General features: G+C 39.5%; 14 protein-coding genes. 7 read left to right on the top strand and 7 right to left on the bottom strand.

Features of this window, described 5'->3' with window-relative positions; translation table 11 throughout:
• Window positions 1-2 precede the first annotated feature (2 nt).
• The 4 genes from scpB to rnm form a co-directional block, all read right to left on the bottom strand.
• Window positions 3-620, bottom strand: a complete 618-nt coding sequence (scpB, locus tag QUE72_RS07815; protein ID WP_286272589.1) for an SMC-Scp complex subunit ScpB — start codon at window positions 618-620, stop codon at window positions 3-5.
• Window positions 613-1,416 carry a segregation and condensation protein A gene (locus tag QUE72_RS07810; RefSeq protein ID WP_286272958.1) on the bottom strand — a complete coding sequence of 268 codons (804 nt, stop codon included), beginning with the start codon at window positions 1,414-1,416 and terminating at the stop codon, window positions 613-615. Before QUE72_RS07810 ends, scpB begins: the two co-directional genes overlap by 8 nt.
• Window positions 1,417-1,478: 62 nt before the next feature.
• Window positions 1,479-2,099 (bottom strand): L-threonylcarbamoyladenylate synthase, encoded by a 621-nt coding sequence (locus QUE72_RS07805; RefSeq protein ID WP_074499063.1) that lies wholly within the window; start codon window positions 2,097-2,099, stop codon window positions 1,479-1,481.
• Between the two features lie 68 nt (window positions 2,100-2,167).
• Window positions 2,168-3,037: an RNase RNM gene (rnm, locus tag QUE72_RS07800; RefSeq protein ID WP_286272586.1), complete on the bottom strand. Its 870-nt coding sequence runs from the start codon at window positions 3,035-3,037 to the stop codon at window positions 2,168-2,170.
• Window positions 3,038-3,354: 317 nt separating this feature from the next.
• Between rnm and QUE72_RS07795 the strand changes: the two genes are divergently transcribed.
• Genes QUE72_RS07795 through trpA form a run of 7 tightly spaced genes read left to right on the top strand, consistent with a single transcriptional unit; the run spans window position 3,355 to window position 11,054 of the window.
• Complete coding sequence (locus QUE72_RS07795; RefSeq protein WP_286272584.1) at window positions 3,355-4,371, top strand: bifunctional 3-deoxy-7-phosphoheptulonate synthase/chorismate mutase; 1,017 nt, start codon at window positions 3,355-3,357, stop codon at window positions 4,369-4,371.
• Window positions 4,368-5,987 (top strand): anthranilate synthase component 1, encoded by a 1,620-nt coding sequence (locus tag QUE72_RS07790; RefSeq protein WP_286272582.1) that lies wholly within the window; start codon window positions 4,368-4,370, stop codon window positions 5,985-5,987. Before QUE72_RS07795 ends, QUE72_RS07790 begins: the two co-directional genes overlap by 4 nt.
• 8 nt (window positions 5,988-5,995) lie before the next feature.
• Window positions 5,996-6,604, top strand: a complete 609-nt coding sequence (locus QUE72_RS07785) for an aminodeoxychorismate/anthranilate synthase component II (RefSeq protein WP_074499077.1) — start codon at window positions 5,996-5,998, stop codon at window positions 6,602-6,604.
• A gap of 2 nt (window positions 6,605-6,606) precedes the next feature.
• On the top strand, window positions 6,607-7,623 hold the full coding sequence (trpD, locus tag QUE72_RS07780; RefSeq protein WP_286272581.1) for an anthranilate phosphoribosyltransferase: 1,017 nt from the start codon (window positions 6,607-6,609) through the stop codon (window positions 7,621-7,623).
• Complete coding sequence (trpCF, locus tag QUE72_RS07775; protein ID WP_286272579.1) at window positions 7,623-9,014, top strand: bifunctional indole-3-glycerol-phosphate synthase TrpC/phosphoribosylanthranilate isomerase TrpF; 1,392 nt, start codon at window positions 7,623-7,625, stop codon at window positions 9,012-9,014. The genes trpD and trpCF overlap by 1 nt, the downstream gene beginning before the upstream one ends.
• 1 nt (window position 9,015) lies before the next feature.
• Entirely contained in the window at window positions 9,016-10,221 is a 1,206-nt protein-coding gene (gene trpB, locus QUE72_RS07770; protein ID WP_074499057.1) for a tryptophan synthase subunit beta, read from the top strand.
• A 2-nt stretch (window positions 10,222-10,223) separates the two neighbouring features.
• Window positions 10,224-11,054, top strand: a complete 831-nt coding sequence (gene trpA / locus QUE72_RS07765) for a tryptophan synthase subunit alpha (RefSeq protein WP_286272577.1) — start codon at window positions 10,224-10,226, stop codon at window positions 11,052-11,054.
• 202 nt (window positions 11,055-11,256) lie between these two features.
• Here the strand turns inward: trpA and QUE72_RS07760 are convergent, their stop codons facing one another.
• From QUE72_RS07760 to glnS, 3 genes are all read right to left on the bottom strand, one after another.
• Window positions 11,257-11,526, bottom strand: a complete 270-nt coding sequence (locus QUE72_RS07760; RefSeq protein ID WP_286272576.1) for a hypothetical protein — start codon at window positions 11,524-11,526, stop codon at window positions 11,257-11,259.
• A gap of 524 nt (window positions 11,527-12,050) precedes the next feature.
• The gene (locus tag QUE72_RS07755) at window positions 12,051-12,995 is read right to left on the bottom strand and encodes a Gfo/Idh/MocA family protein (protein ID WP_286272575.1); all 945 of its coding nucleotides are present in this window, start codon (window positions 12,993-12,995) and stop codon (window positions 12,051-12,053) included.
• Window positions 12,996-13,162: 167 nt separating this feature from the next.
• The gene (gene glnS, locus QUE72_RS07750; protein ID WP_286272574.1) at window positions 13,163-14,836 is read right to left on the bottom strand and encodes a glutamine--tRNA ligase; all 1,674 of its coding nucleotides are present in this window, start codon (window positions 14,834-14,836) and stop codon (window positions 13,163-13,165) included.
• Between the last annotated feature and the right edge of the window lie 95 nt (window positions 14,837-14,931).

The raw sequence follows: 14,931 nt of genomic DNA, 5'->3' as shown, positions 1-14,931 counted from the left end.
TGTTAAGTCTCTGTCTCTTTTGTCAGTGTATCATGAGAATGCATTATATCTTGTATCCCCGCTTGGTTGATAGCAGAATCTGCGATCGGTAGTAAATCAGGTAACTGTTCTAGCGAATTTAATGAAAAATAATCTAAAAATTGTTTCGTGGTTGCATAAAGTGAAGGCTTACCCGGCACTTCTTTTTGACCAATAACAGTTATCCACTCTCTTTCAGTTAACGTTCTAATAATTTGGCTACTCACCGCCACACCGCGAATTTGTTCAATTTCTGCACGTGTAATAGGTTGTCGGTAAGCGATTAACGCTATGGTTTCTAATAATGCCCGAGAATATTTACTCGGTTTGTTTTGAGCAACTTGAGCTATTTTTTCACTGAGTTCAAGGGGGACTTGAAAACGATAACCAGAAGCAACCTCTATTAAGTTTACCCCTCTTTGCTCATAATCTTGTTGTAACTCATTCAAAATACGCTTCACAACTTTATTCTTTATGTGTAATTCAGCAAGTGTATGGCTTTGAAGCCATTGAAGCGATAATGGTTTATCTGCAGTAAATAAGGCTGCTTCAATTAAACATTTGAGCTGTGAATCTGACCTCAGGTTAGCTGCATCATTCATCTTTTATCTCCTGCAACCTTATGTATATAACACCTAACTGTTGTGATTGCTGGCATTCAATTCGTTGCATTTTTAATAGCTCTAAAATAGCAAGAAAAGTAACCAATACACCTTGACGTCCTTCATCAAATTGAAAAAGCTGTTCAAATGGCGTAAAGGCAGATGCATTATTATTCTCCAGTGTCGATAGAATCATTGTCATTCGTTCTCGAGTAGATAACACTTCTTTCGTAATTTGATGATGTTCAAATGCTTGGTTTCGCGCTAATACTCCCTGTAGTGCTTGTACAAGTTCTTGCCAAGCAATTTGAGGTAATACTGTTTCTATGTCAATACTGGAAGATAAACTTGCTTTTGCACAGAAATAATCCCGTTCAAGACGAGGAAGCTGGTCAATAGATTCCGCTGCTTGTTTAATCACTTCGTACTCTTTTAACCGCTTAATTAACTCGGCACGCGGATCGTGCTCTTCGTCTTCAATGGGTTGTTTAGGTAATAACAGTTTGGATTTAATTTCAGCAAGAATTGAAGCCATGACAAGGTATTCAGATGCCAGCTCCATATTAAGCTCTTCCATCAGTGCAACATAATGCATGTATTGCGTTGTAATCGGAGCAATAGGTAAATCAAGTATATCTAGTTTTTGTTTTTTTATCAGATACAACAGTAAATCAAGAGGACCTTCAAAAGACTCTAAAATAACTTCTAACGCATTTGGAGGAATAAATAAGTCTTGGGGTTTTTCAATGATCGCTTCACCACGAATAAGCGCAAACGGCAATACTTGTTGCTGCATTTCACCTGCTGTATGTGTGGAATCAACCAAATTATTACCTTAACTTTCTCATTTAAAATACACTACTCGAAGGGGGTTGGGTCACCTTCGCCAACGCGAATAATTTGCCCATCTCCCTCGGAAAAATCAACGACTGTTGTTGGATGTTCCCCTAGGTGTCCACCATGAATAATTAAATCTACTTGATGTTCTAACTTATCTCTAATTTCTTCAGGATCAAACTCAGCCATTGAATTACCCGGCATAATTAAGCTAGTGGACATAATAGGCTCTTCTAGTGCAGCTAATAATTCTTGTACAATTGCGCTGTTCGGAACTCTGATGCCTATCGTTCTTTTCTTCGGATTCATTAACCGTTTTGGCACTTCTTTGCTGGCTTTAAAGATAAAGGTGTACGCGCCAGGCGTATTATTTTTCAATAGTCTAAATGCCGTATTATCAACTCTTGCGTACTCAGACAATTCAGATAAATCTTTACAGACTAAAGTAAAGTTATGGTCTTTATTAATATCGCGAATACGACATATTCTATCAAGCGCTTTTTTATCGCCAATATGGCACCCCAAGGCATAGCCAGAATCAGTGGGATATACAATAACGCCACCTTGGTGAATAATTTCAGCCGCTTGCTTCATTAAACGTCCCTGTGGATTATCAGGGTGTACATAAAAAAATTGACTCATCTCGTGTTCCTTAAAATTTGCGCTACTACAAAAGCCACCAACACCGATAAAACGTTATTTATACATACTTACCAAGCTTGCCAAATCGGCATTGCTTGTTCTGGAAGCACTAAATTTTTACCAAGATCAGCCCATTTAGTTGGATAATGAAAGTCTGATCCCAACGATGCAAGTAAATCATACTCCAAACAAAAGCTTAGCATTAATTTACGTTGTTCGTTATTCATTTGAGGTAAAACTATTTCTAAACCATCACCACCACACGATTTAAAATCTACCACTAATCGCCGAAGCCATTTCGTTGTCATGTCATAGCGAATAGGATGGGCGATTACTGCACTGCCACCAGCTAGATGAATGGCCTCAACTGCGGTTTCAATATCACACCACTGAGGTTTAACATATGCCCGTTTACCTTTGCCTAAATATTTATCAAATGCAGCTTGCATGTGGTTGATATGACCTTGATTTAATAACACTTTTGCAAAGTGTGCACGAGTAATAGACCCTTCACCTGCGAGTGCTTTTGCCTGTTGATATACATGATCAAACCCGCATTTAGCGAGTTTTTCACCAATGAGTGTCGCACGTAACTCTCTTGCTTGCTGCTGTGAGTGAATTAATGACACTAATGCAGGGTGATTTGCTTGAATATTTAACCCAACAATATGAATTTCAAAATTATGCCACCGAGTTGATATTTCAATGCCATCAATGATTGTTAATGGATAATTTTTTTCTTGAATATAACCTTTAGCGATATCAAGCGCTGCTACGGTATCATGATCGGTGATAGCTAACACATCAATTTGAAAGTTAACGGCTCTGTCTATCAGCTCTGTAGGCGAAAGACCGCCGTCAGAACATGTAGTATGACTGTGTAAGTCAACGCGTTTCGTGGAAAAGCTCGCTAAATTTTCGGTTGACATCAAGGTCATAATAAGGTTTTCTATAGGGGATTTAGGCAGACGCATTGTAAATGGGAATTGGCTATTAGCCAATAAAAAAAGATGAAAACAACAAAACCTTTAACAACGAACCTTTGGTGGTGGCATAACTCAACATAGTGGGTTGTGAACGTTTGCTGTATTTGCTAAAAATTCAAGATAACCCGCATAGTGCTACTACGCGGGTTTTTTATTTTAACTTTTTAATGAGAAAACCATGTTAACTACAAAAGTAAAAAGCTGGTTTATCTGGTGGCTTCAGCCAATTTACGCCGGATGACACATAAACAGATAAATTAGGAATAACCATGATTATTGTATTAAAACCCCAAGCATCAGAAAAAGATGCGAATGAAATATTAACAAAAATATCAAGCCTTGGGCTCAAACCACTATATATGCCGGGTATTGAGCGAACGGTCCTAGGAGCATTAGGTGATGAACGCGTATTAGCGCAACTTCATTTAGATGCGTATCCAATGGTAGACGAAATAAAACCCGTTTTAAGCCCATATAAACTCGTTAGCCGAGAGTTACAATCTCATGACTCAATCGTATCCATTGGTGGTATTAAAGTCGGTGGAGGAGCATTCACAGTAATTGCAGGCCCTTGCTCAGTTGAAAGCGAAGAGCAACTTTTTGGTGTCAGTGAGATGATATCAAAACAAGGCATCACTTTATTACGCGGCGGCGCGTTTAAACCTCGCACAAGCCCATACTCTTTTCAAGGTCTAGGTCTTGAAGGCCTGAAACTTTTAAAAGCTGCCCGCGAAAAATATCAGTTAAATATTGTCTCTGAGATCATCGACCCAAATGATGCCGAATTAATGCACGATTACATTGATTGTTATCAAATTGGCGCGCGAAATATGCAAAATTTTCGTTTACTGGAAGCCGTAGGCAAACACTCTGATAAAGCCGTGCTATTAAAGCGTGGCATAAGCGCGACCATAGAAGAACTTTTATTAGCTGCTGAGTACATCATTAATGCCGGCAACCCCAATGTCATTTTATGTGAACGTGGCATACGTACCTTCGAAACAGCAACACGAAATACATTGGATCTGAATGCAGTCGCCTATTTAAAAGAAAAATCTCATTTACCGGTATTGGTTGATCCTTCTCATGGAACGGGTGTTAAATCGTTGATCAATCCACTTTCTCGAGCAGCTGTGGCAGTGGGTGCGGACGGTATTATTGTTGAAACGCATTTAAAGCCAACAGAAGCCTTATCTGACGGGCACCAAGCACTTAACGCTGACGATTTTGCCACTTTAATGGCCGATATCAAACCATTCATTAAAGCTGCAGGTAAATCGATATGAATGCCTTATTCACTCAACACAATGATGATACCTACGGCTACGTAACAACGTTGTCAGGTAAAGCCAGGTATCAACCTGATCCATTAACGCTTTTTAAGAAACTATGTGGTGACAAAAAGAACAACTTATTATTAGAATCCGCAGAAATAGACAAAAAACACCAATTAAAAAGTTTACTATTAGTCGATGCAGCAGTAAAAATTGTTTGCAACAACACTACCGTGACTTTTACTCCGTTGACCCTTAATGGCGCAGCTGCAATTGCCTTTGCTAAAGAAAACTTGGCTAAGCAAGCATCATTAACAGAAGAAAATGGTGTAGTTAAAGCAACCTTTCCCGAGGTTGATCAACAACTTGATGAAAAATCTCGTTTGTTAGCCGATAACGCCTTTCAAGCATTAAGACAATTTAAACGCTTTGACAATAAAAACCATCACCCTTTTGCCATATTTTTAGCAGGGGCATTTGCCTTTGATATGATCACAATGTCAGAAACATTGCCGGTTGTTGAAGGCGGTGAAAACACCTGCCCTGATTTTGTGTTTTATCTTGCAGAAACTCTCGTGGTTATCGATCATGAAAGACGTGCTAGTGAAGTTATTGGTAATGTTTTCTCTGGTCCAGATCAGCAAAAGTGTCACTTTGAAATTGCTCGTCGTTTGTCTGATATCAAAGCACTTGTTGAATCAGATATCGCAGCGCCTCAAACACACGTAAAACCAGTAGAACCATTAACTGTTTTAACTGATGTTAGTGACGAAGAATTTTGTCATACCGTAAGCACCTTAAAAGAACATATTTGTGCTGGTGATATATTTCAAGTGGTACCATCTCGTACTTTTAGCTTGCCTTGCTCAGACACTTTCAATGCTTACCTATGTTTACGAGAAAGTAACCCAAGCCCTTACATGTTTTACTTACAAGACGATGATTTTTGCATGTTTGGCGCCTCACCAGAGTCTGCCATTAAGTATCAACAACATAATAGACAAGTTGAAATTTATCCTATTGCCGGCACGAGGCCGCGTGGTTTTAATGCTGATGGTAGCTTTTCACCCGATCTTGATTGCCGCATTGAATTAGCCTTAAGACAAGATCAAAAAGAATTAGCAGAACATATTATGCTAGTAGATTTAGCCCGAAATGATGTTGCACGCGTGTGTAAACCTGGTACTAGACACGTGGCAGATTTGTTAAAAACCGATAGATACTCCCATGTGATGCACTTAGTTTCTCGTGTATGCGGCACGCTTTCCGATGAATTAGATGCCTTACATGCCTATCAAGCTTGTATGAATATGGGGACATTATCTGGCGCTCCAAAAATAAGCGCAACCTCGTTGATCAGGCAGCACGAAGGTAAACGACGAGGCAGTTATGGCGGTGCTGTAGGCTATCTTACTGGCGAAGGAGATATGGATACCTGTATTGTTATTCGCAGTGCTTTTGTAAAAAATAACATCGCCTATATTCAAGCGGGTGCGGGTGTTGTATATGACTCAAATCCACAAGCTGAAGCTGATGAAACGCGACAAAAAGCACAAGCGGTGATCAGCGCAATTCAAAAAGCAGCAACGTTAATAAACGTTTCCTCATCACAGGAGAGTGACTCATGAGCAAAAAAATAAAGGTCTTTATGCTCGATAACGTTGACTCATTTACTTATAACTTAGTGGATGAATTTCACGTGCTAGGCTTCAGCCCTGTTATTTACCGCAACACGTTATCAGCAGATTTTATTCTTGCACAAATGGAAGCTTGCTCAGACCAAGTATTATTAGTGCTTTCGCCTGGACCAGGGTCTCCAGAACATGCTGGCTGTTTAATGGCGTTAATCGCAAAAACAGCTGGAAAATACCCCATACTCGGTATTTGTTTAGGTCATCAAGCGTTAATAGAGCACTACGGTGGTAAAGTAGGTCGAGCACCAGAAATTGTTCATGGTAAGTCCGCAAACGTTAACCATTGTGGTACTGGTGCATTTAAAAACATAGAGCAACCCTTACCTGTTGCCCGATATCATTCATTAGTGGGATTGAACATTCCAAGCACATTATCGGTAACAGCAACCGTTGAAGCTGCCTCAGGCGAGCAACTACCTATGGCAATAACTCACCGAACTGACCGCGTAATGGGCTTTCAGTTTCATCCAGAATCTATATTAACCACTTATGGCAGCACATTACTAGAGCAAAGTATTCGTTGCCTAACTGAACAAACTTTAAAGGAATAATCATGAACGTTTTATCATTACTTGTTGAGGGGAACTCTCTCACTCAAGCACAAGCCGAAACGTTTTTTGGCGACGTAATGCAAGGCAACATCGCGCCGGAATTACTCGCGTCTATCTTAACGGCATTAAAAATTAAAGGTGAAACACCTGAAGAAATTGCTGGAGCGGCGGTAGCTGTTCGACAATTTGCCACCTCATTTCCAACACAAACATTGCCAGTAAGCGACTGTGTAGGTACGGGTGGTGATGGCGCAAATACTATTAATATTTCAACTACTGCAGCTATTTTAGCAGCTGCTTGTGGTATTCCAATGGCGAAACACGGTAACCGTAGTGTTTCAAGTATGTCAGGCTCTGCAGATTTATTAGAAGCGTTTGGAGTTAACTTATCGATGACACCAGAAACCGCGAGTCAATGTTTGCAACAAGCTAATTTATGTTTTTTATACGCGCCAGCGTATCACCCAGGGTTTAAATATGCTGGCCCTGTTCGCAAAGCGATGGGCATTAGAACGTTATTCAACATTCTTGGGCCATTAGTGAACCCTGCTTCACCCTCAGTGATGTTGATGGGGGTATATACACCTGAATTAATCCAAACTCTGGCAAAAAGCCTGCAATTAACAGGGGTAGAAAAAGGCTGGGTTGTTCACGGTAGTGGCTTAGATGAAATTGCCCTACACGGTGAAACTCAAGTATGTGAAATCAGTAATGGTCAACTCAGCAATAAAACCATCACACCGGAAGACTTTGGCTTATCACGCTACTCATTAGATGATATTAAAGGTGGGACGCCTCAGGAAAATGCAGAGATAATTAAACAAATTTTATCTGGTAACGGTGAAGATGCACACAACAGTGCAGTGATCATTAACTGCGCCGCATTACTATATTTGCATGGTAAAGCTCACGATTTAAAAGCAGCGGCTTCCGTTGCACAACAAGTGCTCTCCTCGGGTGAAGCTTTGACCAAGCTAGAACAGTTAGTCGCTATATCAAATCAAGCAGGTGCACAATAATGGCCAATGTATTAGAAAAAATTGTTGCTAACAAACGCATAGAAATCGAAGCACTAAAAAAACAAAAACCATTAGCTACCTTTGTTGAAACATTAACCCCTTCAACAAAAAATATGTATGATGCGCTTGATAGAGCAAAAGGTCATAATGGTGCTGGGTTTATTTTAGAGTGTAAAAAAGCCTCACCCTCAAAAGGGCTTATCCGTGAAGATTTTGATGTACTGTCAATTTGTCAAACCTATGATAACTATGCCGCAGCCATCTCAGTGTTAACCGACGAACAATATTTTCAAGGTAACTATGAATACTTAAACATTGTCACCGAGCATGTTAGTTGCCCAGTACTTAATAAAGACTTTTTTATCGATCCATACCAAGTATATCTTGCACGCTACTACGGTGCTGATGCCATTTTATTAATGCTCAGTGTATTAGACGATCATGAGTATCAGCAATTAGCAACGATCGCCGAACAATTAAGCCTCAATATTTTAACCGAAGTATCCACCGAAGATGAGCTAACTCGAGCTATAGCACTAGATGCCAAACTTATTGGAATAAATAATCGTAATTTACGTGATCTTTCCACTGATATCTCACGTACTTTTGAATTTGCACCAAAAATACCTGATGATCGTATTATTATTTCAGAGTCAGGCATTTATACAAATGCACAAGTTAGAGAGCTAGCACCAGCCGTTGATGGCTTCTTAGTGGGGAGTTCTGTCATGGCGCAGCAAGATATTGATCTTGCTTGTCGTAAACTTATTTATGGCGAGAACAAAGTCTGCGGCTTAACTTCAGCTAAAAATGCGAAGCTGGCAGTTGATTCAGGCGCACTTTATGGCGGGCTTATTTTTGCTGAAAAATCTGCACGTTTTATTACGCAAAAACAAGCAGAAGATATCGTTACACATGTACCTTCTCTTAATTACGTAGGCGTTTTTGTTAATTGCGATTTAGCTATCGTGGTTGAAAGTGCAAAAGCACTTAACCTTTACGCTGTTCAACTTCACGGTGATGAGTCAGCACTTTACATTAAGGAACTGCGACAAAAACTACCGGAAAGCTGTCAAATTTGGCAAGCGGCTAAAATAGAATCTACTTTAGTCACTACAAGTAACCCTGAAGTAGATCATGTGATATTAGATGGCTCAGAGCCAGGAAGCGGAAAGGCATTTAATTGGCAGTTAATCACTGATAGTAACTTATTATTTACCCACTGTTTTCTTGCTGGTGGCCTTGGACCCAAAACCATTAAACAAGCACTTGCTTTACAAACAGAGCAGGCTTTATTTGGCTTAGATATTAACTCTGGCGTTGAGTCAGCACCCGGCATTAAGTGCCCTGAAAAACTAACGCATACGTTTGAACAAATACGGAATTATTAACATGACATCACATTCAGATAAAAAACCAACACTTCCAGCCTATTTCGGCGAATTTGGCGGCATGTACGTTGGTGAGTTACTTGTGCCTGCTTTAGAGCAACTAGAGCAAGCCTATATTGAATCGCAACAAGATGAAGCGTTTATTAAAGAGTTTAACGACTTATTAGAACATTATGCTGGTCGGCCAACCCCCCTAACCTTAACGCGAAATGTATCTCCTAACCCATTAGCAAAAATTTATTTAAAACGCGAAGATCTTCTGCATGGTGGCGCTCATAAAACTAACCAAGTATTGGGACAAGCACTACTTGCAAAGCGTATGGGCAAGAAAGAAATTATTGCTGAAACAGGTGCTGGTCAACATGGTGTTGCATCGGCAATTGCCTGTTCCTTATTAGGATTAAAGTGTCGTGTTTATATGGGCGCAGTAGACTGTGAACGACAACAGCCTAACGTCTTTCGCATGAAACTGATGGGTGCAGAAGTTATTCCTGTTACCGCTGGCGGCGGCACGTTAAAGGATGCAGTAAATGAAGCGCTACGTGATTGGTCAGCTAATTATGATGATGCGCATTATTTATTAGGCACAGCAGCGGGCCCTCACCCTTTTCCAACCATTGTGCGTGATTTTCAAAAAATGATCGGTGAAGAAGCAAAACAACAGTTATTAACGCAAGAAGGTCGATTACCGGATTACGTAATTGCCTGCGTTGGCGGAGGTTCAAATGCCATCGGCATGTTTAACGACTTTCTTGATGATGAAAGCGTGAAAATTGTGGGTGTTGAAGCTGGCGGTAAAGGTGTTGATACACACGAACATGGCGCAACACTTTCTGCAGGTACAAAAGGTATGCTTCACGGTAATTACACCTATATTATGCAAGATAAATTTGGCCAAATAGAGGAATCTTATTCCGTTTCAGCAGGGTTAGATTATCCCGCTGTTGGACCGCAACATGCCTTCCTAAAAGAAACAGGTCGAGCACAGTATGTTCCGATCAACGATGATGAAGCACTAGAAGCCTTTCAAACACTGGCACGTTCCGAGGGTATTATTCCCGCATTAGAGTCGTCACATGCATTAGCTCAGGCACTGAAAATGGCAAAAGACGTCACTGAAGAAACTATCTTTTTAGTGAATTTATCAGGCCGCGGTGACAAAGACTTAGCTCATGTACACACAGTGCTTAATGGCGAGGAGCAATAACAATGACACAATTATCTACAAACACATTAGGCAAACGTTATCATGATTGCTTTACCGCCTTATCTACAGCCAAAGAAGGCGCATTTATTCCTTTTGTAACCATTGGTGACCCTAACCCCGAACTTTCATTAAAAATAATCAAAACACTTATTGATGCTGGCGCAGATGCACTAGAACTCGGTATTCCTTTTTCTGATCCGAGTGCCGATGGCATCATCATTCAAGAAGCGGGTAAACGCGCATTATCTTCTGGCGTCAATACTGATATATGCTTTGATATTTTAGCGCAAGTACGTGCTTATGCTCCCGATATTCCAATTGGGCTTTTATTATACGGCAATTTAGTCTTTGCTCGTGGTATTACCACTTTTTACCAAGATGCAGCAAAGGCTGGCGTTGATTCGGTATTAATTGCCGATTTACCTCTTCGTGAAAGTGAACCGTTTATCAAAGCCGCAGAACAAGCGGGTGTTGCTCCTATTTTTATCGCTTCACCAAATGCTGATGCCGATAAGCTTTCAGCAGTTGCCGAGCATACTAAAGGTTATACTTATGTACTTAGCAGAGCCGGAGTCACAGGCACCGAAACCAAAGCAAGCACGCCAGCAGAGCATATTATTTCAACGTTAAAAGCAAATAATGCAGCTCCTGCCGTTATTGGTTTTGGAATTTCTTCACCTGAGCAAGTAAAAGACGCATTAAAAGCTGGAGCAAAAGGTGCAATTAGCGGCTCAGCCGTGGTAAAAATCATTGAAAATCATCTAAAAGATGAACAAGCGATGCTTAGTACACTTGCCACTTTTATTCGTGAAATGAAAGCCGCAACCCGCTAAAAAACACTTACATACTATAAAAGTTTTAATTTTAAGTTAAAATCGTTAAACAAAAAAAACCAACACAATGATGTGTTGGTTTTTTTGCATTAAATGCTCAGTCTTTAACTGCATAACCGCGAAAAGTAACTTTGAACCTTAAGGTCTGTTGATCTTTCGAGATTAAATTTTGTTCGAACTAAACGCGAAAGATCAACAGGCTCTAATCATTAACTTGATAATTCGCTTTGGGTTTTCGATGATAAAACAACGCTCTTATCGCGCAATAAGTAATAACGATGATCAAAACACTGGTCAATATTTTGTCGAAAAAACCATGCAAGTCTACTTCAATATGCAAAGCCTGATGCGTTAACCAAACAATTATACTTGCGGGCTCACCTTGCAACAGATTAATTGCAAGTACAGTGCTACAAACTAATAATATTACACCAAGAAATTTGGCAAAAAATGAATAGGCGACGCTTTCCATAGTAACCCTTATCTACCTTATTATTGTTAACAATGCTTTCGACAATTATGTATTAGAGCGTGTTGATCTTTGCTGTTTGAGTTTTGTTCAAAATAAACGCCTTTTGATCGCGGCACTTGAATTATTGCATAGTCATTCTATGGTTAGTTCAAGTAACAAAGAGCAGGAGGCGTATAGTTGAACCCTTTGGGCTGCATCTGTTTGGCATTTCTACTGTGTTAACGCTTGACTGGAGTAGAGTAACTACACGGCGCAAGTGTTGCCTTGCATAAATACCAAACAAATTGCAGCAAAAGTAAACATGAACGTTCAACATGCTCTAATAACACTTAAAATAAAAAACTTTGTCACAAACATTATCCACTTAAATAAAAATATCCTAAACAAAATAACACTAATGACAATAACCCTAATAACAATACTAATATTTTCCAACGCTTTACTGATACAAATAAACAGCCTTTAAGCCATTGGAATAATAAGTTTAGTCTTTGCATTAAAACATTTATTACACCTTATTTTTGTTATTTTTGGTTATCAATACGCGATAAAATAGTATGGCAAAGCTCATGAGTTGCCAATATATCTTCAAGATGTTCTGGCAAATACAGTTGATTTTCTTTAATGATAGCTTGCCATTCAGAGAACAAATCAACAAAGCCCCGAGTAAATAAATAGCTCTGCCAATCTGAGAATTCAAGTGAAATTTTGTTACCCGAGTTCATATACCAACCTGAAGTTAAATTATTGATATAGTGTTTCTGATGCGCTGAGTAATATTCGATTGTTTCTTCTGTAACGCCGGCAACACGATTCATACTGCCTTCAAATAATGCGTTATTGTAAGTGAAGCGAATACTGATATTACCTAAATGCTCACCTAAAAAATATGCATGTACGTCAAGGCTTTGAGTGATCTCTTTTAAGCTGGCGTTAGAAAGAAAACGCAAACCGTCAATAACATGTATAAAGTCATTAAAGATCGTATTTTGCGCAGTAGAAAGTATGTTATTTCTATTTTTCTGCCATTTAACATGAATTGGGCTATTTTGCTTTAACCCACTAATGAGTGGTGCATACCGTCTATTCATCGCTAAAAATAATGATGTGTTATTGGTCTTTGCAATATCAACTAGATGCCGACATTCTTCAATATTTAGGCTTAAAGGTTTATCAACAAACGTAGCAATGTTAGCTTTTAGTAGAGTTGATGCCATCGAATAATGTGCTTCAGTTGCACTGTGGATCATCGCAGCATCGGGTTTGGCTTGTATAAGGCTTTCAATATCTTGATAGCATTCATCAATACGGTATTGCTGCGCAAGTTGCGATAACGTTTCAGCATCTCTCGTCACTAAGATCGGCGAAACATCTCCCTGATTAGCGACAATGGGTAAGTAGGCTTTTTGCGCAATATCACCTAGCCCTATCATCGCAATTCTTTGTTTTTCTCCGCTTTCTATGCTCAAGCTTTCATCCCTCATAAACAACTGATGACAATACCTATTAATAAAGGCGTTTACATTATCCACGCATAAATAAGTGGCCGTTCAAACAGCTTGGTATTACCATTTACACAAATTTTAGCGGAAAAAAAAGCGCTTCCACAGGTCGCGCTTTTCATTTTAACTTATTTCTAAGAGGCTGATATTTTAGCCCAAGTATCTCGTAAACCTACAGTTCTATTAAATACCAATTTCCCCTCTGAAGTATCTTTATTATCGAGACAAAAATATCCTTGACGCTCAAATTGATAAGCCATTTCTGGTTTTGCTGATGCAAGTGCAGGCTCTACTTTCGCATTATCAATAACCACTAACGATTCAGGATTTAAAACTGAATGAAAGTCTTCTGCCGCTGCAGGGTTAGGAACGGTAAATAAACGATCATATACACGTACCGTAGCGTCTAACGCTTGCGCTGCTGATACCCAATGTATCACGCCTTTAGGCTTTGTACCGTCTTCTGGATTTTTACCCAAGGTTTTATCATCATAAGTACAATAAACCGTGGTAATATTTCCTTCAGCATCTTTATCGCAACGCGTAGCAGTAACAACATAAGCACCACGTAAACGTACCGCTTTACCTAACACTAAGCGTTTATACTTCTTGTTAGCTTCTTCACGAAAGTCTTCTGATTCGATCAATAGTTCTTTACTGAAGGGTACCGTGCGATTCCCTAAAGACTCATCACTTGGATGATTTTTAACCGTTAGTGTTTCTACAAGGTCTTCAGGGTAATTTTCAATCACTAACTTAATAGGATCTAATACTGCCATAGCACGCGGCGCGTTATCATTTAAATCTTCACGAATACAAGCTTCAAGCACGCCCATTTCGACGGTGTTATCCATTTTGGTTACACCGATACGCTTGGTAAATTCACGTATCGAATTGGGCGTAAAACCTCTACGGCGTAAAGCAGAAACGGTTGGCATTCTTGGATCATCCCAGCCAGAAACTACTTTCTCTTCTACTAACGCATTTAACTTGCGTTTACTCATCATGGTATATTCTAAGTTTAAACGAGAAAACTCATACTGATGTGGTGCGGAATCGATAGTTATATTTTCAATCACCCAATCGTATAAACGTCGATTATCTTGAAACTCCAATGTACATAATGAATGAGTAACATTTTCGATCGCATCAGAAATACAGTGTGTAAAATCATACATTGGATAAATGCACCATTTATCGCCCGTTTGATGATGGTGAGCAAACTTAATGCGATAAATTACAGGGTCACGCATACACATAAAGCTTGAACTCATGTCAATTTTTGCGCGTAACGAACATTCCCCTTCCTTAAATCCACCTTGTTTCATTTTTTCAAAAAGCGCAAGATTTTCTTCAATTGACGTGTCACGATAAGGGCTGTTTTTCCCTGGTGCCTTTAACGTACCTCTATACTCACGCGTTTGCTCATTATTTAAAAAGCAAACATAAGCTAAGCCTTTTTCAATAAGCTCTACTGCAAATCCATATAATTGCTCAAAATAGTTCGAAGAGTAACGCACATCGCCTGACCATTCAAAGCCTAACCAATGGACATCGTTTTTTATCGAATTAACATAATCGATGTCTTCTTTTTCTGGGTTGGTATCATCAAAGCGTAAATTACATTGACCGTTATAATCTTCTGCAAGGCCAAAATTTAGGCAAATGGATTTCGCATGGCCAATATGTAAATAACCATTTGGCTCTGGTGGAAAACGCGTCTGGATATTATTGTGCTTGCCACTATCAAGATCAGCATCAATAATTTGACGAATAAAGTTAGATGGACGGTTTTCAACTTCCGACATGAAGGGTCAATCCTCAAAAAACAAAGCAATAAATTAATCGCGCATTATGTCAAAAAGCTACGATAACTTACAGCGTAAAATGCGGCTAACGATAA

Origin of the sequence: Thalassotalea hakodatensis, from assembly GCF_030295995.1 — a bacterium.
Taxonomy (GTDB): domain Bacteria; phylum Pseudomonadota; class Gammaproteobacteria; order Enterobacterales; family Alteromonadaceae; genus Thalassotalea_C; species Thalassotalea_C hakodatensis.
Note: the sequence above shows the minus strand (reverse complement) of the source record. Positions and strands in the feature narration are given on the sequence as shown.

Coding starts and splice junctions, on each gene's coding strand:
- scpB (WP_286272589.1), bottom strand. CDS start 620: ATGAATGATGCAGCTAACCTGAGGTCAGATTCACAGCTCAAATGTTTA.
- QUE72_RS07810 (WP_286272958.1), bottom strand. CDS start 1,416: ATGCAGCAACAAGTATTGCCGTTTGCGCTTATTCGTGGTGAAGCGATC.
- QUE72_RS07805 (WP_074499063.1), bottom strand. CDS start 2,099: ATGAGTCAATTTTTTTATGTACACCCTGATAATCCACAGGGACGTTTA.
- rnm (WP_286272586.1), bottom strand. CDS start 3,037: ATGACCTTGATGTCAACCGAAAATTTAGCGAGCTTTTCCACGAAACGC.
- QUE72_RS07795 (WP_286272584.1), top strand. CDS start 3,355: ATGATTATTGTATTAAAACCCCAAGCATCAGAAAAAGATGCGAATGAA.
- QUE72_RS07790 (WP_286272582.1), top strand. CDS start 4,368: ATGAATGCCTTATTCACTCAACACAATGATGATACCTACGGCTACGTA.
- trpD (WP_286272581.1), top strand. CDS start 6,607: ATGAACGTTTTATCATTACTTGTTGAGGGGAACTCTCTCACTCAAGCA.
- trpCF (WP_286272579.1), top strand. CDS start 7,623: ATGGCCAATGTATTAGAAAAAATTGTTGCTAACAAACGCATAGAAATC.
- trpB (WP_074499057.1), top strand. CDS start 9,016: ATGACATCACATTCAGATAAAAAACCAACACTTCCAGCCTATTTCGGC.
- trpA (WP_286272577.1), top strand. CDS start 10,224: ATGACACAATTATCTACAAACACATTAGGCAAACGTTATCATGATTGC.
- QUE72_RS07760 (WP_286272576.1), bottom strand. CDS start 11,526: ATGGAAAGCGTCGCCTATTCATTTTTTGCCAAATTTCTTGGTGTAATA.
- glnS (WP_286272574.1), bottom strand. CDS start 14,836: ATGTCGGAAGTTGAAAACCGTCCATCTAACTTTATTCGTCAAATTATT.